Genomic DNA, 24,834 nt, shown 5'->3' on the forward strand with positions numbered 1-24,834 from the left:
GTTGTTTTATATGTTTTTAAAAAATCCGCTTTACGCATTTCCTACTATTTTTGCTACAAAGCGTTGTATGAATATTGCCTATAAAGAATACGGAAGCAGGCATCATTTAAGCAACAAAGCTAATGCATTTCGGCATGCACTATGGGTAACTTTAATTATTAAAAAATGTTTAAAGTGGCGCAATAATGAAGAGATGGCAAAAGCATGGGCAAAGGAATTTACAGATTGGCATGAAAAATTTTCGCCTAACAAGGCTTTGGCAAAAGCAATGGATTTGCATAATAATCGCGTTGGAATTCTTTATTTTGAATCAATAAAAAATAAAAACGAAGCGGAAATCGTTTCATTCTTGAAACAAAAGGCTTCGGAAGCAATAAAGATTTCAACTGTTAAAAATTTAGAACAACTTGAGAATAATTTAGTTTATATAGAATGAATTGTCTATTCGAGCGCAGTCGCGAACTTCAATTTAGGTCTGGACTGCGCTCGACCAGACATTTGAACGGGAATGATCAAAAACATTTTAAATGCAATAAAAGCATACGCAGGCACTTTCAAGCTTATTGGGCAACTTGGGCTTTGGAAGTATTTCGGCGTACCTATGGCCATTAGCTTTTTAACCGCGGTTGCAATTGGTTTTTTAGCTTGGGGTTTGAGTGACAATTTGGGAGCTTTTATTTCGAAAATTTGGTTTTGGGAATGGGGCGCTGAAACTTTTAGAACCATCAGTGATTTTATTGGAGCTTTAATAATAATTGCTTTAGGTTTAATTCTTTACCGGCATATTGTAATGGCCTTGAGCGCACCCTTTATGAGTCCCGTTTCAGAAAAGATTGAAAAACATCTTTTTGGCGAAAACCATTCGCACCGTAATACCTCAAATCTGGGTCAGCTTTGGCGGGGCATACGTATAAACGTTCGCAATTTATTAATGGAATTATTGTTCACTATTCCAATTATTTTGATAGGTTTTATACCTGTAATCGGGATAATTTCTTCAGTACTTTTGTTTTTAGTACAGAGCTATTACGCAGGTTTTGGAAATATGGATTACACTTTGGAACGGCACTATAAATATTCCGAAAGCATCCAGTTTGTGAGTAGGAACAAAGGTTTGGCAATTGGCAATGGCATGGTTTTTATGCTGATGCTTTTAATTCCAGTTGTGGGAATAATTTTAGTTTTACCACTTTCGGTAACTGCCGCGAGTACGGAGACTCTAAAAGTTTTGGAATCAACGAAGCAAATTGGCTTTAACGGAGATTTGGATAGGAATTAAGGTTTCCAAAACCTCCTGCAAGGTTTCCAAAACCTTGTAGGTCTAAAAATTAAGATATTATGAATTTACAAAATATAGAACAATCTCATTATTATCACATTTATAATCGTGGCATTAATGGAACTGCTATATTTAAAAATGACGAAAATAAACGCTACTTTCTCCAGCTGTTTGGAAAGTATGTTGCACAACACGTGGAAATTTTTGGATATTGTTTAATGGACAATCATTTTCATTTTCTAATTAAAGTGAATTCTGTCTCGGAAGAATTCACCAAGGCAATGTCAAATTTCTTTAATGCTTATGCAAAAGCATTCAATAGATTTGCTGGGCGCACGGGAAGTTTGTTTGAAAAACATTTTAAAAGAAAAAAAATTGAAGATGAAAATTATATTAAGAACCTCTTGATTTATATTCACAAAAATCCAACAGAAATTCAGAATCATAAAACTTATAGGTTCTCTTCTTATCATAATTATTTAAATAATAGTGAACCTGATTATTTTAAACTTTCAAAAACTTATGTAATTAATAATCTTTTTGATTCCGCAAAAAACCTAGAGTATTCACATTCAAAAGAGATACAAATAATTGGCGCCATATTAGGGGAGAAAGACCTACAAGGAGCCCCCGCTGAAAAGACGGGGGAACACCTTGCAGGAAATAACCAACGGCAACCTTACTCAATACCCACTAATTCAATGAAAGAAAAATTTGTAGCATATATAAAAAATTTGCAAAACGAAATCACTTCCGCTTTGGAAGCAATTGACGGAAAAGCAAAATTTAAAGAAGATATTTGGAAACGCACTGAAGGTGGAGGCGGACAAACGCGCGTGATTGAAAACGGAAATGTTTTCGAAAAAGGCGGTGTGAACATTAGTGAAGTGCACGGAAAATTGCCCGAAAGTATGCAGGCTTATTTTGGTGTAAAAGATGCCGATTTCTTTGCCTGTGGATTGAGTTTGGTACTTCACCCAAAAAGCCCGATGGTGCCTACGGTTCACGCCAATTGGCGTTATTTTGAAATGTATGATGCCACAGGAAACATTGTAGATAGTTGGTTTGGCGGTGGGCAGGATTTAACGCCCTACTATTTGTTTGAAGAAGATGCCATCCATTTTCATCAAGTTTGCAAAACTGCTTGCAACAAACACAATCCAGCTTTTTACGAAACCTATAAAAAACGTTGCGATGATTATTTTTGGAATGCACATCGTGATGAAGCGAGAGGAATTGGCGGACTTTTCTTCGATTATTTAAAGAAAACAGATGAAATGGAGATGCAAGATTGGTATAATTTTGTAACCGAAATTGGTGATAGTTTTTTGGAATGCTATATTCCAATTGTTGAGAAAAGAAAAAGTCTATCTTTTTCCGAAGAAAATAGAAACTGGCAAGAAATACGCCGTGGTCGTTATGTTGAATTCAATTTGGTTCACGATAAAGGAACGCTTTTCGGACTAAAAACTAACGGACGGATCGAAAGCATTTTGATGAGTTTACCACCACATGTGCAGTGGAAATATGATTATCATCCAGAAGCTGGAAGTGAAGAATACAAACTTGTGGAGGTTTTAAAAAATCCGAAAGATTGGGTATAATACACTATTCCCTCGAACGCAGTGGAGGGGTTTTTACAAAAAATAGAATGCTAAATAGGTCGCGACTGCGTTCGACCGGACAAATTTAAAAATTATGTATCCATTACGAAGAAACCGAAGATTGCGAACCAATGAAAGCATGAGAAACTTGGTTCGGGAAACAATTATAAGCCCTAACGATTTTATAGCTCCACTTTTTGTGGTGGAAGGAAAAGGCGTGAAAGAGGAAATTGCCTCCATGCCAAATTATTACAGATTGAGCTTGGATTTGCTTCAAAAGGAAGTGAAAGAACTGCGGAAACTCGGCATTAAATCTGTTTTGCTTTTTGTAAAAGTTGACGACAAATTGAAAGACAATAGTGGGAAAGAAGCTTTAAATCCCGACGGATTAATGCAACGCGCTATAAAAACGGTTAAAGATGCTGTGCCTGAAATGATAGTAATGACCGATGTGGCGATGGATCCTTTTTCAAGTTTTGGCCATGACGGGATAATTTCCGAAGGAAAAATAATTAACGACGATACCAATGCGGTTTTAGCCGAAATGGCTTTAAGCCACGCCAAAGCTGGTGCAGATGTTGTTGCGCCGAGCGATATGATGGACGGTCGTATTTTCGAAATTAGAACACTGCTGGAAGATGAAGGCTTTTGCGATACCGCAATTATGGCATACAGCGCTAAATATGCTTCTGCCTTTTACGGGCCGTTCCGCGATGCTTTGGATTCTGCTCCCGTTGATGTCAAGGATATTCCGAAAGATAAAAAAACCTATCAAATGGATTTTGGCAATCGCGAAGAAGCCATTAGAGAAACTTTGATGGATATTGACGAGGGCGCCGATATTGTAATGGTGAAACCTGGCCTTTGCTATTTAGATATAGTTCGCGAAATAAAAAATGCGGTACATGTTCCCGTTGCCGTATATCAAGTTAGTGGTGAGTATGCAATGCTAAAAGCTGCAGCTGAAAAAGGCTGGCTTAACCACGATGCAGTTATGCTGGAGCAAGTTACGGCCATAAAAAGAGCCGGCGCTTCTATGATTGCCAGCTATTTTGCGAAAGATGTAGTGAAGCTTATTAATTAGCAAAATTTTTTACTTCCGCATCAATTTTTCGCATACATTTGCGTGGTGAAAAGCACTGAAAAACACATAGTTAATTTTATATTTTCCACAGCCATATTTTTGGTATTTGGGAATGTGCTTTTAGCTCATGGAGCAATTGCAGATAACGGTAAAGCTACTGTAATATCTGCGCTTCAGGATGAAGACCAAGGCAAGCCTTTTGTTTTTGACGCTATCGCTGTTGGCGAAGTTTCGCAAACAGTTTCGCAACACGAATATTTGGGCTTAGATTTGGCGGGAAGCATTTTTGCTCACCAAAATGTTGTTTACGCACGTTTTTCTTCAAATTACAAATGTTATTATTCTTCAAAAGATAAACGCGAACTTATCTTTAAGCACTTATTTCCATTTCATTTTTTTTGGTGATTTTTTGATGCTTGTTTGGCCTGCTCGATTTGTTTTTCGAGCATAAATTCACTCAAATTTATTCACTTAAAATTTTTTTTAAAATGGAATTAAACACAACCTTTATCGGGGTAGTTATATTATTATTGATATTCGTGCCTGTAACCTATTTAATCGTAAACGCTTCAGGCAAGGAAAAGAAACTTCGAAATGTTATTTCGCAACTTTCGCACAACAATGGTATTCAATTAAAAAACATCGATTTTATTGGTAATTGTATCATTGCAGTAGATGAAAACGCCAAAAAATTGGTTTATACTTCAAAGTCAAATCCTACAGGCGATTTCAAAATAATTGACATGGAGGAAATTAAAGATTGTCGCGCAAAAAGCGTAAAGCTTTCTGGCAAATCCCTGGATTGGGTAGGACTGGAATTTGTTGCTAAATCTGGTCGACTTGAAATTCCTTTCTATATTGAAACGAATGACGAAGAATACACAAGAGATCCCCACGTGTGCCTACAAGACGCCAAACGCTGGGAGACCACTTTAAAACCGTTGCTAAAAGCTTCGTAGTATAATTTAAAAAAACCGTCCTTTGTGGCGGTTTTTTTTATGCAATTAACAAAGCATTGCATAAAAAGAATTAATAAATCTTTATTTTAGTTGAAATTTATTAAAACCACCTATGGCCTTATTATTAATCTACGCTATACTATCTATTTTCTTTTCGTTTTTGTGTTCTATATTGGAGGCAGCGCTGCTTAGTTTTACCCCTACTTATCTGCGAATGAAAACCAATGAAGGAAAATCGTACGCCATAACCTTAACAAATTTTAAAAAAGATATAGACAAACCATTAATTGCTATACTTACCTTAAATACAATTGCACATACTGTAGGAGCAATTTTAGTAGGTGTTCAAGCTGAAAAACTCCCCTATAAAGTTGAAATATGGGGAGTAAATATTGTGGGAATTGTTTCAGCTATAATGACGATGCTCATCTTAGTGGTTTCTGAAATTATTCCAAAAACTATTGGTGCTACCTATTGGAAAAAATTGGGGTCGTTTACAGCACTTTTTCTAAAACTAATTATTTTTCCCTTAAAGTACACTGGTATTCTGTGGCTGTTAATGCTAATTACCCGCTTGGTGGGCAAATCTGCCCATGTAAGTACCATGAGTCGGGAAGAATTTATGGCAATTACAGATGCCGCCGAAGAAGAAGGAGTGTTTGAAGAAAATGAAACTACCGTTATTAAAAACTTATTGGTGTTTAAAAGCGTACACGCAAAAGATGTAATGACGCCATTTACAGTTGTAACTTTAGAAGACGAATCTAAAAGTCTCGAGGCTTTTCATCAAGATCATAAAAGTTTGCGGTTTTCTCGTATTCCCGTTTATAAAGACAAATCGCATAACATTACCGGTTTTGTGCTTCGGGATGATGTGCTGGAAGAAATTGTGGAAGATCGGGGCGATAAGCTGTTAAGCGATTTAAAACGCGAAATATTTGTTGTTGCTGCCGAAAAGCCAATCCCGGAACTTTTTGAAACATTTATAAAACAACGCGTGCATATTGCTTCTGTAGTTGACGACTTTGGCAATACCATTGGTGTAGTTACTATGGAAGATATTATTGAAACGCTCTTGGGTCTTGAAATTATGGACGAAAGTGACAGTATAGAAGATATGCAACTACAAGCGCGTAAAAATTGGGAGCGTCGGGCCAAACGGATGGGAATTCAAATCAATACAGATATTACCGGCGAAGACGAGGAGAACAACACATAATGGAAACGGCCTATATAAATTCACCAATAGGAGTTTTGGAACTAAAAGGCAGTGCCCAGGGTCTTGCTTCGGTTTATTTTACAGACGATAAAAATGTGGCTATTTCTAAAATATGCCCCGAATATTTAAATGAAGCGATTGTTCAATTGCGAGAATATTTTGAAGGGAAGCGGCACCAATTCAATTTAAAACTCGCGCCGGAGGGTACAGATTTTCAGAAACGAGTTTGGAAACAATTACAGGAAATACCTTTCGGAAAAACTGCTAGCTATCAGCAAATGGCGAACAAACTTGGCGATCCAAAAGTAATTCGCGCGGCTGCTTCGGCCAATGGCAAAAATCCCATTTCAATAATTATTCCTTGTCACCGCGTTATTGGTAGCGACGGATCGCTCACGGGTTTTGCCGGCGGATTGTACAGAAAAAAATGGTTATTGGAACACGAAAATCCGTCGCCACAACAATCGTTGTTTTAGATGAAAAAAATATTAAAATTTTTAAAATGGGTCTTAATGCTACTTATTTTTGTAGTCTTGGGACTTTATATTACGGGCTATGGGTATATTTTAAAGGGTGTTTGGGTGGTTTACCTCCACGGTCATACCACCGCTTATATTGACGATTTTGAATTTTTTGACATCAAAACGATTCCTGCAAGTGCCCATCCGCAACCTTGGAAAATTCATAAAGATTATAACACGGTTCAAGCAACTAACGCGCTTTCTGAAATAAATGATAAACTTGGAACGGTTGCGTTTCTGGTTATAAAAAATGACAGCATTTGGTTCGAAAAATATTTTGACGGATTTGGAAGGAATTCACAGACCAATTCATTCTCCATGGCTAAAAGTATTACATCGGCTTTATTGGGAAAAGCAATTGACGATGGTTTTATTGAAAGTTTAAATCAGCCCGTTGGCGATTTTTACCCGCAATACGCTCATAGTGGAATGACGGTTGGCGATCTCTCGTCAATGGCTTCTGGTTTAGATTGGGACGAATCGTACTCCAATCCGTTCGGAATGACAGCAAAAGCGTATTATGACTCACATTTGGCAGAAACAATTCTGAAGCTAAAAGTGGTGGATAAACCGGGCCAAAATTTTAAATATTTAAGTGGAAACACACAGCTTTTGGCGATGGTTATTCAGAAACCGCTTCAAAATGCAAGTATTGATTTAAGTGAATATTTACAGGAAAGCTTTTGGCAACCAATGGGTTTTGAACAACCGGCCCTTTGGCAAATTGATGATGCAGAAAATAGGTTGGTAAAAGCGTACTGCTGTTTGGGAAGCAATGCCCGCGACTTTGCACGTTTCGGAAAATTGTATAAAGATTACGGCAAATGGAACGGTAGGCAATTGTTGGATTCTACCTTTGTGGCGAAAAGCATCACTCCGAGGTTTGCTAAAAGTCCCGAATACGGATATGGCTTTTGGTTGAGCGATTTTTTGGGAAAGAAAATATTTGCAATGCGTGGCATTTTAGGGCAGTATGTTATCGTAATCCCTCAGGACGATTTAATAATTGTACGCTTAGGCCACCAAAGAGGAACAAAAACCGACTTGCCTTTTAGTTCAGATTTCTACGTATATATTGATGAAGTTTATAAGATGCTTGGAGAAAATCAATAATTTTACGTAGCTTTAAGCATCTCCCCGATTATAATTTCAGAAACATGATTAAGCGTATTAATTTACAGCATATCCTTTTTTTGGATATTGAAACCGTCCCGCAAAAGGAATATTACTCCGAATTGGACGACACTTCCAAAACGCTTTGGGAATTGAAAAGCAAATACCAACGAAAGGATGATATTTCGGCCGAAGACTTTTACGAACGTGCCGGCATATGGGCAGAATTTGGATTAATAGTCTGTATTTCGGTGGGTTATTTTGTACTAAAAGGCGATGTAAGAAACTTTCGTGTAACCAGTTTTCACGGTGATGAAGTAAAGATTTTAAAGGAATTTAAAACATTGCTCGAATCCCATTTTAATAAACCGCATCATTTACTTTGTGCCCACAATGGGAAGGAATTCGACCTCCCCTACATTGCCCGCCGGATGATTATCAATGGCATAGACATTCCTTTTAAATTAGATCTTTTCGGAAAAAAGCCGTGGGAAGTTCCGCACTTGGATACCTTGGAGCTTTGGAAATTTGGCGATTATAAAACCTTTACTTCCCTTAAATTAATGGCGCACGTTTTAGGTATTCCTTCCCCAAAAGATGATATTGATGGCAGCGAGGTGCGAGATGTTTTTTACAAAGAAAAGGATATTGATAGAATAATTGTTTATTGCGAAAAGGACACCGTTACGGTTGCACAAATTTTCTTAAGACTTCGTAATGAAGAAATATTAGTTGCCGACGAAATTCTTTCAATTTAAAGAAGTTTTAAGAAGGCAAATCTTTCAATATGGAATTCTATTTAAAATTTAGTAGATTTACCAGCCATATTCAAAATATACTTTTATGACAATTCTGAAATTTAATCTAAAAACGTTTTTAATTCCTGTGTTTGCAATTTCTATTTTCTTTATTTCTTGTAAAGACAAAGAAACCACTGAGGAAGCAGCGCCGGCAGCGGTACAGGAAGCAACCCTTGAGCAAAAGAAACAAGCGCTACAAAATGTAGCACCTCCTGCAAATACGCGTACAACAACAAATACAGCGGGTGGAATAAATCCTGCCCACGGACAACCGGGCCACCGTTGTGATATTCCGGTAGGCGCTCCATTAAATGCAGCGGCTGGCAGTGCTAACAAAGCACCTGCAATTAATTCATCAAATGCAGTGCCTGTTTCAACTCCGGCTTCTGGTAGTGGTATAAATCCGCCACACGGACAGCCAGGACACAGGTGCGATATAAAAGTGGGCGATCCGCTTTAAACAAATTATATATAAAAACGGCCCGTTTCAAATATGAAGCGGGCCGTTTTATTTGTTGCAATTAAAATTACTCTTTCACAAATCGTTTCATAAGTTTGTTGAAATTTGTATTTACTTCCATTATGTAAACACCGCTTTGCAAAGTAGAAATGTCTAAGCTCGGTGTAAACGCACCTTTGCCAACTACTTGCCCAATTACGTTATAGATAACGTAATCTGTTCCCACTGAGTTAACCAATGAAATATTCAGCGTGTGTTTGGCAGGATTTGGGTAGATAGAAATTTCTGAACTATTAAAACCTGTATCGCCCGTAATTCCTTGATTAACCGAATTACTAATAATTACAGTATAATCTTCCACTTCACCATAACTGAAGGTTTCACAAGAAGATGGGTAGGCGTTGTACTTCATAGAAACTCGCATTCTCGTTGCTCCGGAAAGGGCAGATGATGGCACCGTAAAACTTCCAGAGATAGAAGTAGAAGTAGTTCGCGAACGTGAATATACTTGTTCGCCAGAGTCATTAAAATCGCCATCTTGATTGTAGTCAATCCACACTCTATACGCTTCACGGTATTTTCTTCCGGTCCATCTTGGAGTAATTGTAATGGTATTGCTACTTCCTTTAGATAGTGTGGTAGACATACTTGTGAAATCTGCATAACCACCATTATTGCCAGAATAATTATTGATGCTTCCCAGTTGAATGCGATCTATATATTCGTCATTTGTATTGTTTCCTTGCGAAGTACAATAGGTTACGGAGTTTGAAAGTGTAGTAACATTTACCGTATTGCTGAAACCAGAATTGTTCCCGGCAGCATCGTGCGCCCGTACTTTAAATGAATACCCAGTTGAAGGGGACAAACCAGTAATATTTGCCGAAGTACCTGTAACACTTCCTAAATTTGTACTGCCTTCAAAAACATCGTAGCCCGTAACAGCTACATTATCTGTGGAAGCATTCCACGAAAGTGAGAGGGTGGTTTGCGTTACATTTGAAGCTGCCAAACTAGAAGGTGCCGTTGGTGCTTGGGTATCTGGTCCGGCACCGCCCAAGTTTATAGTGTAATCTTCTACTTCACCATAACTGAAAGTTTCACAAGAAGTTGGAATTCCATTGTATTTCATAGAAACCCGCATTCTAGTTTCTCCGCCTACTGTGCCCGAAGGTACGGTAAACGTTCCACTATTCGGTGTGTTTTTTGAAGCGGCTTTAGACCAGACCAATTCGCCAGCATCGCCAAAATCACTATCGCCATTATAATCAATCCACACAGCGTAGCCTTCGTTATAAACAGTTCCAGTCCAAGTTGGGGTAACAGTTATAGTGTACGTTGAGCCTTCATTTAACGAAGTAGAAATACTCGTAAAGTCTGAATAAAACTGCGCACCAGAAGCATTGTCAATTGTGTTTAATTGTACGCGGCTAATATATTCATCATTCACATTATTTCCTTGTGAGGCACAATAGTCGCTTCCACCGCCACCGCCATAAGCAGCACCAACACCAACTGCATACCAAGCGTTTGTAGTTGCAATTTCTTCAGGGCTATCTGCGCCGTACAAATCTCTCGCAGCTTGAATGGCCCCATTTCTGGCATCGCTGTATTGTGAGTTTGAATTTAAATATACCGTTAGGTTTCTGTAAGCAATTGCTGCGGCTTTGTCCATCCCGATTCCGGTAACATTGTAACTGTTTCCTTTGTCGTTGGTTCCACTTTTACCTACACTTAACACATAAAACCAGAAGTTTTGTACACCAGAGTTAATGTGTACTCCTCCATTATCTCCCGAACCGGAATACCAGTTTGTACCTTGATATGTATCGGGGTCACCATAGGCATTTGGATTACTCATGGAGCGCAAAGCTCCACCGCTACCGCCAGCGCCAATGTCGTCGCCCATTAGCCAATCGTTTGTGCCAGAGGCGAACTTTTCAATAGATTCGCCGAAAATATCGGAAAACGATTCGTTTAACGCTCCGGACTGGTAGCTATAAACCAAATTTGCAGAATACTCAGTAACCCCGTGAGTAATTTCGTGACCACATATATCTAAGGATACCAATGGGCCATAGTTTACACCATCACCGTCGCCGTAGGTCATTCGGCTACCGTCCCAAAATGCATTTACATAATTGGTGGAATAACTCACATACGATTTTATAATAGCTCCAGCATTGTTGTAGGAGTTTCTGCCATGTTTCTGGCTAAAATATTTGTGCGTGCGTTCAGCACCAAAATGTGCTTGAACTCCGGTTGGGTTGGAAGTAAAGTTTGTTGAACTACTTGTAACATCCACGGCATTGTTATAATTAGTGCCATTATTCATGTCAAAAGTTTGAATTCCACCGCCATCTGCTGTTTGCCGTAAACGATAAGGCCCCGATGCATTATCGGCAGTAAAGGAAACGTTGCCATTATAAAGGCTGGTTCCGGTGGCGGGTACATTGGCGTGATGAATTTTTTTGTTTTCCATGATAAATTGTCCCGTTGTTGCATCAATATATACATCGGCCCTGTATAACGGTGCTGTTGCATAAATATCAAATTTATAAGCAAGTCGGTTTGTTTCAGAAATATTCTTTATCGCGGGGAAAATAACGAGTTCGCCCAATGGTTTTTGATAGTTTGCCATCGCAGCTTCGTTTGGGTTTTGCCACATATATTTAATGGCACCTACATGGGCAGTAGCGTTGTTAAATGCTTGCGATTTACTAATAGTAGGAGTGGTAGAAAAATCTTCGGCAATAGGAGCGTAGGAAGAATTTAAAGTCTGCACCGTTCCATTTTTGCTGTTAAGTGTAATTGTTGCGAATTCCACTTTTATACCGTTATAATACTGCTGCATTTTTTTATGCGTAAAACCTAACGGATCAATTTCTTGTTTTAGCGAAGTAAAAGAAGTTGGGCCCGAAGGATTAAAAACTTCTTTAAAAATTTGTGTAGCATTTTGAAGCGAGTACGATTGTGAGGCATCAAAAACCACTAAACTTTGGGATGATGTGTTGTTTTTCTTTTCTCGATCTTTGTTTTGGGCGGAAACTACCGCTGAAAACCCGAAGATAAGCAATGAAAAGAATAAAACGAATTTGTTAATTTTTTTCATAATAAATAGGTTTTAGTGAATGTTTGTGTTTGATTTCGTAATAAAATCATATAAATTAACAACATGTTTCGATTAAAACCTATTTATTTCGATGAAATACTGTTAAAGTATTATTCACGGCATTTATTCTATCTTTGAAATTATGAATACACCCCCTCTTCTTTCGGTCAAAAAATTATCGGTTTCCTTTGGTAAAGGGAATACCGAAACCTCGGTTTTACACACCATATCTTTTGATGTTCACGAGGGTGAAATTGTAGGAATTGTAGGCGAATCCGGTTCGGGAAAGTCGGTTACTTCATTATCAATTATGGGTTTGTTGCCTTCAAAAGATGCACATGTGGAGGGTGAAATTTTCTTTGAAAAACAAAATTTACTGGTACTCAATGAAAAGGAATTTCGAAAAATAAGAGGCCGGGAAATAGCTATGATTTTTCAGGAACCCATGAGCGCATTAAACCCGTCCTTAACATGCGGATTTCAAGTTGCCGAAGTGCTTCAACTTCATTTAAAGATGAATGCAAAAGAGGCCAAAAATGAAACCATTTCACTTTTTAAAAAGGTGAAATTACCGCGGCCAACTGAAATTTATAATAGTTATCCGCATCAAATAAGCGGCGGACAGATGCAGCGGGTTATGATAGCTATGGCCATTGCCTGCAAACCCAAACTACTAATTGCAGACGAACCAACCACAGCACTCGATGTTACGGTGCAAAAGGAAATTATTTCACTTTTAAAATCCATACAGCAGGAAACTAAAATGGCGATGCTATTTATTTCGCACGACTTGAGCTTAGTTTCTGAAATTGCTGATACGGTTGTGGTAATGTATAAAGGTAATATTGTTGAAAAGGCAACTACTATTGAAATTTTTAAAAATCCCCAAGCGGAATATACAAAAGCGCTCTTGGCGTCGCGACCTGCATTAGATGTGCGTTTGGCAAAACTGCCAACCATTGCTTCCATCGCCGATAAAAGTTTTAAACCGCGAGAGATTAAACCTGTGGAACGTGCCAAAAGACATAAAAATATATATACGCAACAACCAATTTTGGAGGTTGCCAATTTAAAGAAATACTATTTCAGCAGTGTGGGAATTTTTGCTAAAAAGGAAATTGTTAAAGCCGTGGATGCGGTTAGTTTTTCGGTTTTTGAAGGCGAAACCTTAGGGCTGGTTGGCGAATCGGGATGTGGTAAATCTACATTGGGAAGAACAATTCTTCAATTAGAAAATGTTACGGGTGGCAGCATTAAATATCGGGGAAGAGAGCTGGTAAAACTTTCTAAAACGGAGATTAGAAAACTGCGAAAGGAAGTGCAAATTATTTTTCAAGACCCTTATTCGTCGTTAAATCCGCGTTTAATGATTGGCCAGGCGTTAATGGAGCCGATGGAAGTGCACGGTTTAGGAAATTCTAAAAGCGAACGAAAAAACCGGGTGCTTTCACTTTTGGAAAGGGTGGGTTTAGACAAAAGTTATTTTTATCGTTATCCGCACGAGCTTTCTGGAGGGCAACGGCAGCGTGTTGGAATTGCCCGTACAATTGTAGTGGAACCAAAACTTGTTATTTGCGATGAGTCTGTATCTGCTTTGGATATTTCGGTTCAGGCGCAAGTCCTTAATTTATTGAACGAATTAAAAAATGATTTTGGGTTTACCTATATTTTTATATCGCATGATTTGGCCGTGGTAAAATATATGTCGGATCAGCTTTTGGTAATGAATAGTGGTAAGATTGAAGAATTGGGCGATGCCGATGAAATTTATGAAAATCCACAGACCGTATATTCCAAAAAGCTTATAGCTGCAATTCCTAAAGGAATTTAAACTTGTTTTTGTACAAAATAAAAGCCCGTTCAATTTTAATTGAGAACGGGCTTTATTATAAATCTGCGTTTATGACAGATTTAGGGCAAAAAACCATAAGAAAAAGATTAGGTTAACAATTACACAGTTTTAAATTTGAAAAGTAGGTTTTTCGCATTACGGTGTTTATTAGATCTAATACTTTTTCATTAGATAGGTTTGGTAAAATTTGGGACTTCAAAGATGCAAAATATTTTAGTATAAACGATAAAATACAAAAATATTCGATGAAATGCACTATTATTTAACATTTAGCGTTATTTCGTCGTGTTTTTATCATAATAAAGTGTTAATTACTAGGTCCAAGAACCCTCTAATTACAGTAACGCAATACATTTTATCTTTGAATTCTTTCTATAATTTAACCCTCAGCTGAATCCTATACAATCAAGCTGCCTGCTAATTCTGGCATATTTTTTTATTATATTATTAGATGACAATAATTTCGATAATAAGAAAGTCTGCGGAAGTTCTGTTTTAGATTTGGATCTACTCAGCCATCTTTGAGAAAGTTTTTCGGAGGAAATTTTTAAAAATTAAAAACCCGTTCTTTCTGTAGAAAAAACGGGTTTAATAATAAATCTGTGTTTATGACAGATTTAGGGCAAAAAACCATAAGACGGGATCAGTCTGGAAAAAACACTTTTTAAATGATACAAAGTAGGTTGCTCAACATACCACAGTGAATTTTCAATGAACTGATTTCCTTTTTCATATTAGGTTAAGTAGGTAAGATTTGGGACCGTAAAGATGTACGTTAAATTTAATATAAACGATAAAAAGCACAATAATTCGATGAAACACACTAATATTTAACATTTTGCATTGTTTTGATATGTTTTTATCATAATAAAATGTTAATTATTAGGTCAAAGAATCTTTAAATTACAGTAGCGCAATACGTTTCATCTTTGAATTCTTTCTATAATTTAACCTTCAGCTGAATCTTATACAATCATGCTGCCTGTTAATTCCAGAATATATTTTTATTATATTATTAGATGACAATAATTTCGATAATAAGAAAGTCTGCGGAAGTTCTGTTTTAGATTTGGATCTACTCAGCCATCATTGAGAATATTTTCGGAAGAAAATTTTAAAAATTAAAATCCCGTTCTAACCTCACGAAGAACGGGATTTAATAATTTATCTGTAACTATGACAGATTTGGGACAAAAAACCATAAAAAAAATCAGACAAAGAAGAACACTTTCTTAAATATGAAAAGTACGTTTCGTATCAATCCACTTGTTCTTTTTAATGATCTGATTACTTTCTCCATATGAGGTTAGGTTGGTAAGATTTGGGTTTGTAAATATGCGGGAATAAATCGTATTACACGATTAAATACATAAATATTCGATGAAATACATATAAATTTAACATTTGGAGCTAAATTTGATTCTTTTAACCAAAAAAACCATGAATATCATGGTTTTTAAAAGCAGTTTTATGGGTTACAACTTAAAATTTCATCTCAGGGATTTCGCCATCCACGACCAAATCGCCAGCTGTTGCTTGTTTGATTTCTTCTATGGACACTCCGGGAGCGCGTTCGAGCAAATGAAACTTTCCGTCACGAATTTCGAGCACCGCGAGATTGGTCACTATTTTTTTAACGCACTGTACTCCAGTTAGTGGTAAGGAACATTCGGGTAATAATTTTGATTCTCCTTGGCGGTTTGTGTGCATCATGGCAACGATGATATTTTCTGCTGAGGCAACCAAATCCATAGCGCCACCCATACCTTTTACCATTTTGCCGGGAATTTTCCAATTTGCGATATCGCCGTTTTGTGAAACTTCCATTGCTCCAAGAATGGTTAAATCTACGTGTTGCCCTCGAATCATACCAAAGCTCATTGCCGAATCAAAAAAGGACGCGCCGGGAAGGGCTGTAATTGTTTGTTTTCCGGCGTTGATTAAATCTGGATCTTCCTCACCTTCAAAAGGGAAGGGGCCCATGCCAAGTATGCCATTCTCACTTTGGAATTCAACATCTATATCGTCGCGTACAAAGTTGGCAACCAAAGTAGGAATTCCGATACCTAAGTTAACGTAGTACCTATCTTTTACCTCCTTCGCTATGCGTTGTGCTATTTGTTCTTTAGTTAAAGCCATTAGTTTCTTTTTCTAACTGTTAATTGCTCAATTCTTTTTTCAAATTTTTCTCCTTGGAAAATTCGCTGTACGAAGATTCCGGGAATGTGAATTTGGTTCGGGTCTAATTGTCCGGCCGGCACTAGTTCTTCTACTTCGGCCACGGTAATTTTTCCGGCGCCGCACATGGCAGGATTAAAGTTTCGAGCGGTACCTTTAAAGATGAGGTTTCCGGCTTCGTCGCCTTTCCAAGCTTTTACAAACGAGAAATCTGCTTGAAATGCTTGTTCCATCACGTACATTTTTCCGTTAAATTCGCGTGTTTCTTTACCTTCTGCTACTTCTGTACCGTAACCGGCGGGGGTAAAAAATGCTGGAATTCCGCTGCGCGCGGCTTCACAACGTTGCGCTAAAGTTCCCTGCGGCACAAGTTCTACCTCCATTTCGCCACTGAGCATTTGGCGTTCAAATTCGGCATTTTCGCCAACATACGAAGAAATCATTTTTTTTATTTGATGTTTTTTCAGTAAAAGTCCAAGACCGAAATCGTCCACCCCTGCATTATTTGAAATACAAGTAACGTTTTGGATATTTTTTCGAACCAATTCTGAAATAATATTTTCAGGAATGCCGCAGAGACCAAAGCCACCGAGCATAAAAGTCATTCCGTCTTCAATGCCTTCACAGGCTTCGCGAACGTTTGCAACTGTCTTTTTTATCATGTTTAAAATTTTCTGAAAATTACAAAATTTCGAACTATAAAAAAACCTCACAAGGCTTCAAAAAACTTGTGAGGTTAAACTTTTAAGTTGAAATATTAATGTTAGAAATCGAATTCATCCGGAATTTCTTCTACATCTGGGTCTCCTTCTCGCCATTTAGAACAATCGGTTTCAATAGAAAGATTTGCCGGACGTTTAAAGCTACCGGTTGAAACATCGAGGTCTTCGTCTTCATAGCAACTTTTCATATAGGTTCCCCAAATGGGTAATGCCATAGTTGCGCCTTGGCCATAGCGTGTGGAGCTAAAATGAATTGCCCGATCGTCTCCTCCGACCCAAACCCCTGTAACTAAGTTTGGCACCATTCCCATAAACCAACCATCGCTGTTATTTTGAGTTGTTCCGGTTTTTCCTGCAATTGGATTTTTAAAATCGTATGGATATCCGGTAATTACGCTCTTATAGTACGCATTATCTTTGGCCCAAGTACCACGCAAACGCGCGCCGGTTCCTGATTGCGTTACACCTTCCATTAAACTAACGGTAACATAAGCCGCCTCATTACTAATAACATCTTTTGTTTTAGGTACATTTTGATAAAGTACTGTTCCGTTTTTATCTTCAATGCGCTGTATTAAAATAGGTTCTATATATACCCCTTCATTTGCAAAAGTGCTATAGGCACCAACCATTTCATAGACCGATACATCTGGGGTGCCCAATGCTATGGAAGGCACGGCAGGCATATTTTTAGTATCTACCCCCATCTTTTCTACTAAATCTATAACCGGTTCAGGACCAACTCTATCTATCAATCTTGCGGTAATTGTATTTATAGAATTTGCTAAGGCATATTTAAGTGTAACCATACCGCCGTAACCGCCGCCGGCATTTTTTGGGGTCCAAGGTTTTAATAAATTGTGTTTTCCTGCGGGAATTGTGTAGCTCGTGTTTGGCAAAGTATCGCAAGGCGACATATGCATTTGGTCCATAGCAGTGGCATAAACAAATGGTTTAAAAGTGGAGCCAATTTGGCGTTTTCCTTTTTTCACCATATCGTATTTATAATGCTTATAGTCTATACCGCCCACCCACGCTTTTACTTCGCCCGTTTGTGGGGTCATGGACATCATTGCTGCTTGTAAAAACGATTTGTGATAACGAATGGAGTCTAATGGAGTCATAATGGTATCAATATCGCCTTTCCAAGAAAATACACGCATGGGTACTTTCTTTTTAAAGCTCTTGATAATTTCCTCTTCATTTTTGCCCTGTTTTTCCATTTCGCGCCAGCGATCGCTTCTGCGCATGGCGTTATTTAAAATATTTTGGGTTTCTGCTTCTGTAATATCCCTAAATGGTGCGGTTTTGTTTTTTTCGTTTTGCTCATCGAAAACTTTTTGCAAACGCGCCATATGCGTTTTCACAGCTTTTTCGGCATATTCCTGCATTTTACTGTCTATGGTTACATACACTTTAAGGCCATCTTCATAGATGTTGTATTTGCTGCCATCGGTTTTAGGGTTTTCCTTTATCCAGTCTTCCATAAATTGACGGGCGTATTCGCGAAAATAGGTAGCGCTTCCTTCGTCGTGGCCCTGAGGTGTAAAGTTTAAATTAAGCGGCTGGGCTTGAAGGGAATCCATAACTGTTTCTGAAATATAATTGTACTTTTCCATCTGGGCCAATACAACATTTCGCCTATCGCGAACCAATTCTGGTCTTCTATTTGGATTAAAAAGTGAAGAGTTTTTAAACATACCTACCAACATCGCTGACTCGGCCGTAGATAATTGCGAAGGCGGCTTGTTAAAATAAATATGGGCTGCACTTTCAATACCAACGGCTTGGTTTAGAAAATCGTACTCGTTAAAGTACATGGTTATTATTTCTTCTTTGGTATAGCGTCGTTCTAAACGGGTAGCGATAATCCATTCCTTTATTTTCTGAAGCACGCGTTCTACTTTATTGGAAGCTCTTTCGCCGGTAAAAAATAATTTTGCCAACTGTTGGGTAATGGTACTTGCGCCGCCGCGAGATCCTAAAAATGCAACCGCTCTAACGGTTCCTCTTCCATCAATACCGGAATGTTCGTGAAAACGTACATCTTCGGTGGCTATTAGCGCATTTACCAAATGATCGGGCAAGGAATCGTAAGGTACAGGTGTTCGGTTTTCCTTATAAAATTTTCCAATTGTTTTTCCATCTGAAGAAATAATCTCGGTTGCGAGGTTTTTTTCTGGATTTTCAAGGCTCGTTTCATCGGGTAGACTACCGAAAACGCCCCAGGAAGCCAAGAGAAAGAACGCTATAAATACGAATATAAACCCTGCAAAAATTTTCCAAAAAGTTTTAATATGACGGCCTACATCATTCTGTTTCTTTTTTTTGGAAGCTGCTTTTTTTGTTGCCATAAATTATTTACTGTTTGAAAGCTTCTTCAATGCTAAAACCAACATCGGTTATGCCTTCGAGTTTTGTAACGCCTTCTACATCACCATTATTGCGCATTGCTTGGGCTATATCTACTGTGTAGTGACCGTTTTCTAAAAACCGGACGTTTTCTTTATACCAAAGCTTATTTTCCTTTACATCGCCAATGCCTTGACCCATCCAAGAACCATCTGGGTTTGCCATTCGGTATTCGAGGGTGTCGGTAACGGTTTTTCCGTGCGGAAAGTTCATTGAAACTATCAAAAATAGGTTGTTAAACTTGTATTCATTCGAATTTCGAATATTTACAAATAGATTGTACTGTTTAAGCGAGTCTAACTCAGGGAGTGCGAAGGATACTACTTCATTAGCGCCCCAATGATCATCCATAGCGCGAATTTCGCTAAAAACCGTATCAGACTCACAAGAAACTAAGAGAACGGTTATCAATAAAAATGCCAATACTCTATTCATCTTTTTTCGGCTTGCGATTTCTATTTTTTTGGGGCCTATTTCCTGAAGGTTTTGATGAATTACCTCTTGGTTTGCGTTTGGGCGCATTTCCCGAAGTTGCATCAACACTACTTTTTTTGTTGCGTTTTTTATTTCGGCGTTTTTTACTTTTTTGCTTTGGTTTATCAAAACGTGTAAGGCTGTCTTGCCCGACAGTATTGCTAAAGGGCTCTTTGTCAATTTTGGGAGCTTCAATTATAAATTCTTCCAAAGCCATTGGCTTTTTGCCTTTTTTGTTAAGTTCAATTATTTCGTTGGCCTTTTCGGCAGATAGCTCGTGCCAATTCATAAATTCCTTTTCATAAGCATACCATAGAACGCCTTTAAAAATATCAATTTTTTGGCAGGTTGCATACCCTTTTTCAGTTTGCAATTTGGTATCGGTGCTGGGGAAGGATTCTAATGCCTCCAAATAGGTGTCTAACTCGTAATTTAAACAACACTTCAGTTTTCCACACTGGCCGGCGAGTTTTTGTGGATTTAAAGAAAGTTGTTGATACCGTGCAGCAGATGTGTTTACCGAGCGAAAATCGGTGAGCCAAGTAGAGCAGCACAGTTCGCGGCCACAGCTACCAATACCGCCTAAACGAGCAGCTTCTTGGCGAAAACCTACTTGTTTCATTTCAATTCGGGTGTTGAACGTACGAGCGAATTCTTTTATTAATTCGCGGAAATCTACGCGTTCTTCAGCGGTGTAGTAAAAAATTACTTTTGAGGCATCGCCCTGAAATTCTACATCGCTAATCTTCATTTGCAGTCCTAAACGAATTGCAATTTGTCGCGAGCGTTTTTGAACATCGGCTTCTTTATCGCGAACGCCTTGCCAGATATCAATATCTTTTTGAGTGGCTTTTCGGTAAATTTTAGGAAGCGCTTGAACCTTTAAAGGTATTTTTTTCTTCCTCATTTGTACACGTACTAGCTCTCCGGTAAGTGTAACAATACCTATATCGTGGCCCGGCGAAGCTTCTGTAGCTACAATGTCGCCAATACTTAAAGTAATATTTTCAGAATTTTGGAAGAATTCTTTTCTCCCGTTTTTAAAACGCACTTCGGCCGCATTAAAGGGTTCCATATCGGCGGGAAGTTGCATATTTGAAAGCCAGTCGAACACCGTTAATTTGTTACAGCCATCGGTTCCGCAAGTACCATTGTTCTTGCAACCCTTTGGTTGTCCCGTGGTGCCTGTGGCACAGCTGGTACAGCCCATATTTTTTATATATAAAGCCCTTTTCTAATTGAAGAGGGACGAAAATTAAACAAAACAGTTAATCGGTAAAGATACCAATAAATTTTTCGATTTCGGATTTCAGTTTTTCGATTTTCTGTCAAAGATGTTTGGGTGTTTTGAATGCACTGCTTGTCTCTTATTCCACTTGACTACTTTAAAACTAAAAATGTTTGTGTGAACACTTCATATTTAAAGAGTACTTGTGTTTTGAAAGTAGTACGATACTAGGGGGAGAGTAGGGAAAGACTAGCATAAAAGTAGCACTAGAGTAGCATGAAAGGTACATGAACAATACATTAACAAGGCATGAACGCTACATTAAGGCAGTCTGAACTATACATACATAATTTTAAAACCTACATTAAGACATTTGAAATAGGCATTATTTATCATATAATCTTTAAATTTTCATACTATTTTATCCTAAATTTATGCAATTATGAAATACTCAATTTATACTTAAAATATTATGTTCAATCTTACTTAAAAAATTAAAGAAATAAAATCATTTTACGATATTGAGCGCAGCAGGTTGTAAGACATGCTAAATTTTATCAACCGCCTCACTACATCTAGCATCTGTACTGAAAACTATTTTTTAAACTTCAACTTCTCCGATCTTCCTTTCTTAAAAATCTTGTTGCTGTTTGGGATGCCTTGGCGAAGTCTTTTTTGCTCTTCTTCGGGCAAATGGATTATTTCGACACATTCTTCGGAACAACAATTTTCCATTGCCACGGCACATTTTTTACATTGAATAAAAAGCAAATGGCAGGCTTCATTGGCGCAGTTGGTATGTTCGTCGCAGGCTTCTCCACATTGGTGGCAATGGCTAATAATATCTTCCGTAATACGTTCGCCTCGACGATGATCAAAAACAAAATTTTTACCAATAAATTTATTTTCCAATCCCAGATTTTCTACTTGGCGGGCGTATTCAATAATACCACCTTCCAGCTGAAACACATTTTTAAAACCCTTGTGTTTATAGTAAGCACTGGCCTTTTCGCAACGAATTCCGCCGGTGCAATACATAACCAGTTTTTTGTCTTCTTTGTGGTCTTTTAAATCTTCTTCAATAATATCCAATGAATCGCGAAACGTGTCAACGTCTGGCGTTACAGCGTTTTTAAAATGGCCTATTTCGCTTTCGTAATGGTTTCGCATATCTACCAAAACCACGTTCGGATCTTCAATAAGTTCGTTGAATTTTTGCGCATCTACGTGAATGCCTTTGTTCGTAACGTCGAAGGTTTCATCTTTCAATCCATCGGCAACTATTTTTTTGCGAACTTTTACTTTTAGTTTTAGGAATGATTTTAAATCCTGTTCAATGGCGATGTTTAATCGAACGTCTTTCAAAAAATAAATACCATCCAGAAATTTCTTGAACTCCTTAAAACGTTTCGCCGGAACGGATAGTTGGGCGTTAATACCTTCGTGGGCAACATAAATTCGGCCCAAAACATCCTGCTCGTGCCAGGCTACAAAAAGATGGTTACGGAAAAGATGTGGATTGCCAATCTTGGCGTACTGATAAAAAGAAAGGGTAAGCCGTTCCTCGCCGGCCTGTTCCAATAATGCTTCCCTCTCTTTTGCACTTAATTTGTTGTACAGTTGCATGCTATACTTTTTTTAGGTGAAAAGAATTGATTTTTATAATGGGGCAAAAGTACGGGTTTTTTTGTAAAATTAGGATCGGCCTAGAATAACAGGAAAAAACCATTTTTTATTTAAATGTTGTAGCATAATTTAGTAATTTAACTAACTTTATAAAACAATAGACCGTGAAAACATTATTATATATTTTAATCCTCAATATAGGCGCTATCTCTTATGCCCAAGACCCACAATTGGCGGGTGTCGATTGGTATTTACAAGACCTTATTATAAACGGCGAGCACTATCCACCTCCTCGTAATTCCGAGATACAAAACGTGCAAGCTCGTTTTTATGCCATTTCAAATGGCGATAGTGCCGATGCGTTTATTACCTTCGTTTGTAATGAAATATACGGACTGCTAATTTATGATGAATTTAACCCTGTTTTTTCGTTTACCTATCAAGAAAACACATTCATTACGTGTACTCTTCAAGTGAACGAAGACTATGAGGGGCTTTATTTTAATTTTTTTTACGCTCCCTTTGGTAGTATTTATAACTATTCAATTACCACAGACACAAACGGTTATAAAGTTTTGCTGTTAACATCGCCTACTGGAGACAAGGCCATTTACGGCGACAATATTTTATCCAGTGAAGATTTTTACAGTTCGCAATTCTCCATCCACCCCAACCCCGCCCAAAACGAACTCTTTATTATAGCACAAAACACCACAGAAAATCTAACCCTCAAAATCTTCAACATAGTAGGAAAATTGTTAAGCACTCAAAACATAATGCTTCAAGATCAGAAAGCAATAGATGTCTCCCAACTTGTCAGCGGCATCTACTTTCTAAACATAGAAGAAGAAAACGGGAACACCACAACCAAAAAATTTATAAAGGAATAACTTTAAAACAATCATTAATTCCCGAACGGCCGCTTTAGTAGTGGTTGTTTTGGTTTACACAACTTTGACAAAGTTTAAAACTTTGTCAAAGTTAAAGTCTTGTTTCAACCTTTTTTGTTGTTAACAAAAACTCCTTCTCCTTACATTTAAATTTTGTCCCACGCTCAAAGAAATAGTATCTTAGCTACTTAAAATTCCATCATAAAACACACTGAAAATGAGCACTGAAAAAGACGCAAAACTAAAAGCACTAAAGCTTACTCTCGATAAATTAGACAAGACATACGGCAAGGGAACCGTAATGAAAATGGGCGATAGGGCCGTAGAAGATGTAGATGTAATTCCAACTGGTTCGTTAGGTTTGGATGTTGCCCTAGGCGTAGGCGGTTATCCACGCGGAAGGGTTATTGAAATATACGGCCCGGAATCTTCGGGTAAAACCACATTAACGCTTCACGCAATGGCAGAGGCCCAAAAAAAAGGAGGCATTGCCGCCTTTATTGATGCAGAACACGCTTTTGATCGTGTATATGCCGAAAAACTTGGGGTGGATGTAGAAAATTTAATAATCTCGCAACCCGACAATGGCGAACAAGCCCTCGAAATTGCCGACAACTTAATTAGAAGTGGTGCGATAGACATAGTAGTAATTGACTCCGTTGCGGCATTAACGCCAAAAAGCGAAATAGAAGGCGAAATGGGCGACAGCAAAATGGGGCTTCACGCACGTTTAATGAGTCAAGCACTTAGAAAACTTACGGGTTCCATCAGCAAAACAAAATGTACGGTTATCTTTATTAACCAATTGCGTGAAAAAATTGGAGTAATGTTTGGTAACCCTGAAACCACTACAGGTGGAAATGCATTAAAATTCTACGCCTCGGTACGTTTAGATATACGCCGTTCCACACAAATTAAAGACACTTCCAGCAATGCCACCGGAAACAAAACGCGCGTAAAAGTTGTAAAAAACAAAGTGGCGCCGCCTTTTAAACAAGTGGAATTCGACATTATGTATGGCGAAGGAATTTCAAAAGTTGGCGAAATTATAGACTTAGGTGTAGATTTTGAAATTGTGAAAAAAGCAGGCTCTTGGTTTAGCTATGACGATACAAAACTGGGGCAAGGTCGCGACGCCGTAAAAGCGCTTCTATTGGACAATCCTGAATTAATGGAAGAGTTGGAAACAAAAATTAAAGCCGCTATAGCTACAATAAACGAATAAAACTTCGGCAATCCACGCAACCCTTTTGATACTGTGGCATCTACCAAGTGTAGGAACCTTGATTAGTACGGTTGCC

21 protein-coding genes and 1 pseudogene are annotated in these 24,834 nt (G+C 38.1%); 15 read left to right on the top strand and 7 right to left on the bottom strand.

The annotated features are described in order from the left end of the window. The first annotated feature begins 10 nt into the window (after nucleotides 1-10). From QCQ61_RS05620 to QCQ61_RS05675, 12 genes and pseudogenes are all read left to right on the top strand, one after another. Complete coding sequence (locus tag QCQ61_RS05620; RefSeq protein WP_373693808.1) at nucleotides 11-436, top strand: DUF6973 domain-containing protein; 426 nt, start codon at nucleotides 11-13, stop codon at nucleotides 434-436. 72 nt (nucleotides 437-508) lie between these two features. Next, nucleotides 509-1,279 (top strand): EI24 domain-containing protein, encoded by a 771-nt coding sequence (locus tag QCQ61_RS05625; protein ID WP_279449797.1) that lies wholly within the window; start codon nucleotides 509-511, stop codon nucleotides 1,277-1,279. Between the two features lie 59 nt (nucleotides 1,280-1,338). Continuing rightward, nucleotides 1,339-1,692, top strand: a pseudogene (locus QCQ61_RS15575) (transposase); the annotation flags it as partial. Nucleotides 1,693-1,980: 288 nt separating this feature from the next. Further along, complete coding sequence (hemF, locus tag QCQ61_RS05635; protein WP_279450233.1) at nucleotides 1,981-2,883, top strand: oxygen-dependent coproporphyrinogen oxidase; 903 nt, start codon at nucleotides 1,981-1,983, stop codon at nucleotides 2,881-2,883. Between the two features lie 94 nt (nucleotides 2,884-2,977). Then, the gene (hemB, locus tag QCQ61_RS05640) at nucleotides 2,978-3,967 is read left to right on the top strand and encodes a porphobilinogen synthase (protein ID WP_279449798.1); all 990 of its coding nucleotides are present in this window, start codon (nucleotides 2,978-2,980) and stop codon (nucleotides 3,965-3,967) included. Between the two features lie 45 nt (nucleotides 3,968-4,012). Beyond that, nucleotides 4,013-4,372 carry a hypothetical protein gene (locus QCQ61_RS05645; RefSeq protein ID WP_279449799.1) on the top strand — a complete coding sequence of 120 codons (360 nt, stop codon included), beginning with the start codon at nucleotides 4,013-4,015 and terminating at the stop codon, nucleotides 4,370-4,372. A gap of 83 nt (nucleotides 4,373-4,455) precedes the next feature. Further along, nucleotides 4,456-4,926, top strand: a complete 471-nt coding sequence (locus QCQ61_RS05650) for a hypothetical protein (RefSeq protein ID WP_279449800.1) — start codon at nucleotides 4,456-4,458, stop codon at nucleotides 4,924-4,926. Between the two features lie 112 nt (nucleotides 4,927-5,038). Next, nucleotides 5,039-6,145, top strand: coding sequence for a CNNM domain-containing protein (locus QCQ61_RS05655; protein ID WP_279449801.1), 1,107 nt, complete (start codon nucleotides 5,039-5,041; stop codon nucleotides 6,143-6,145). Next, the gene (locus tag QCQ61_RS05660) at nucleotides 6,145-6,621 is read left to right on the top strand and encodes a methylated-DNA--[protein]-cysteine S-methyltransferase (protein WP_279449802.1); all 477 of its coding nucleotides are present in this window, start codon (nucleotides 6,145-6,147) and stop codon (nucleotides 6,619-6,621) included. Before QCQ61_RS05655 ends, QCQ61_RS05660 begins: the two co-directional genes overlap by 1 nt. A gap of 9 nt (nucleotides 6,622-6,630) precedes the next feature. After that, nucleotides 6,631-7,779 carry a serine hydrolase domain-containing protein gene (locus QCQ61_RS05665; protein WP_431605812.1) on the top strand — a complete coding sequence of 383 codons (1,149 nt, stop codon included), beginning with the start codon at nucleotides 6,631-6,633 and terminating at the stop codon, nucleotides 7,777-7,779. Nucleotides 7,780-7,823: 44 nt separating this feature from the next. Further along, nucleotides 7,824-8,537 (top strand): 3'-5' exonuclease, encoded by a 714-nt coding sequence (locus tag QCQ61_RS05670; RefSeq protein WP_279449804.1) that lies wholly within the window; start codon nucleotides 7,824-7,826, stop codon nucleotides 8,535-8,537. Between the two features lie 85 nt (nucleotides 8,538-8,622). Beyond that, entirely contained in the window at nucleotides 8,623-9,039 is a 417-nt protein-coding gene (locus tag QCQ61_RS05675; RefSeq protein ID WP_279449805.1) for a hypothetical protein, read from the top strand. A 67-nt stretch (nucleotides 9,040-9,106) separates the two neighbouring features. On the opposite strand, the gene QCQ61_RS05680 is transcribed toward QCQ61_RS05675, so the two are convergent. Beyond that, nucleotides 9,107-12,151, bottom strand: a complete 3,045-nt coding sequence (locus QCQ61_RS05680) for a M4 family metallopeptidase (protein ID WP_279449806.1) — start codon at nucleotides 12,149-12,151, stop codon at nucleotides 9,107-9,109. Nucleotides 12,152-12,293: 142 nt separating this feature from the next. Here QCQ61_RS05680 and QCQ61_RS05685 point away from each other — a divergent pair, with 142 nt between their 5' ends. Further along, the gene (locus tag QCQ61_RS05685; RefSeq protein WP_279449807.1) at nucleotides 12,294-13,982 is read left to right on the top strand and encodes an ABC transporter ATP-binding protein; all 1,689 of its coding nucleotides are present in this window, start codon (nucleotides 12,294-12,296) and stop codon (nucleotides 13,980-13,982) included. Nucleotides 13,983-15,485: 1,503 nt separating this feature from the next. On the opposite strand, the gene QCQ61_RS05690 is transcribed toward QCQ61_RS05685, so the two are convergent. From QCQ61_RS05690 to trhO, 6 genes are all read right to left on the bottom strand, one after another. Next, nucleotides 15,486-16,142: a CoA transferase subunit B gene (locus tag QCQ61_RS05690; protein WP_279449808.1), complete on the bottom strand. Its 657-nt coding sequence runs from the start codon at nucleotides 16,140-16,142 to the stop codon at nucleotides 15,486-15,488. Continuing rightward, complete coding sequence (locus tag QCQ61_RS05695) at nucleotides 16,142-16,843, bottom strand: CoA transferase subunit A (RefSeq protein ID WP_279449809.1); 702 nt, start codon at nucleotides 16,841-16,843, stop codon at nucleotides 16,142-16,144. The genes QCQ61_RS05690 and QCQ61_RS05695 overlap by 1 nt, the downstream gene beginning before the upstream one ends. A 101-nt stretch (nucleotides 16,844-16,944) precedes the next feature. Continuing rightward, nucleotides 16,945-19,257, bottom strand: coding sequence for a penicillin-binding protein 1A (locus tag QCQ61_RS05700; RefSeq protein WP_279449810.1), 2,313 nt, complete (start codon nucleotides 19,255-19,257; stop codon nucleotides 16,945-16,947). Between the two features lie 7 nt (nucleotides 19,258-19,264). Further along, on the bottom strand, nucleotides 19,265-19,750 hold the full coding sequence (locus QCQ61_RS05705; protein WP_279449811.1) for a gliding motility lipoprotein GldH: 486 nt from the start codon (nucleotides 19,748-19,750) through the stop codon (nucleotides 19,265-19,267). Continuing rightward, on the bottom strand, nucleotides 19,743-20,999 hold the full coding sequence (locus QCQ61_RS05710; protein WP_279449812.1) for a PSP1 domain-containing protein: 1,257 nt from the start codon (nucleotides 20,997-20,999) through the stop codon (nucleotides 19,743-19,745). Before QCQ61_RS05710 ends, QCQ61_RS05705 begins: the two co-directional genes overlap by 8 nt. A 612-nt stretch (nucleotides 21,000-21,611) precedes the next feature. Next, entirely contained in the window at nucleotides 21,612-22,643 is a 1,032-nt protein-coding gene (trhO, locus tag QCQ61_RS05715; RefSeq protein ID WP_279449813.1) for an oxygen-dependent tRNA uridine(34) hydroxylase TrhO, read from the bottom strand. A 164-nt stretch (nucleotides 22,644-22,807) separates the two neighbouring features. On the opposite strand from trhO, the gene QCQ61_RS05720 reads away from it, so the two are divergent. Continuing rightward, nucleotides 22,808-23,533, top strand: a complete 726-nt coding sequence (locus QCQ61_RS05720) for a T9SS type A sorting domain-containing protein (protein WP_279449814.1) — start codon at nucleotides 22,808-22,810, stop codon at nucleotides 23,531-23,533. A gap of 217 nt (nucleotides 23,534-23,750) precedes the next feature. Then, nucleotides 23,751-24,758 (top strand): recombinase RecA, encoded by a 1,008-nt coding sequence (gene recA, locus QCQ61_RS05725; RefSeq protein WP_279449815.1) that lies wholly within the window; start codon nucleotides 23,751-23,753, stop codon nucleotides 24,756-24,758. Nucleotides 24,759-24,834 lie beyond the last annotated feature (76 nt).

Source organism: Aequorivita marisscotiae (assembly GCF_029814825.1).
Taxonomy (GTDB): Bacteria; Bacteroidota; Bacteroidia; order Flavobacteriales; family Flavobacteriaceae; genus Aequorivita; species Aequorivita marisscotiae.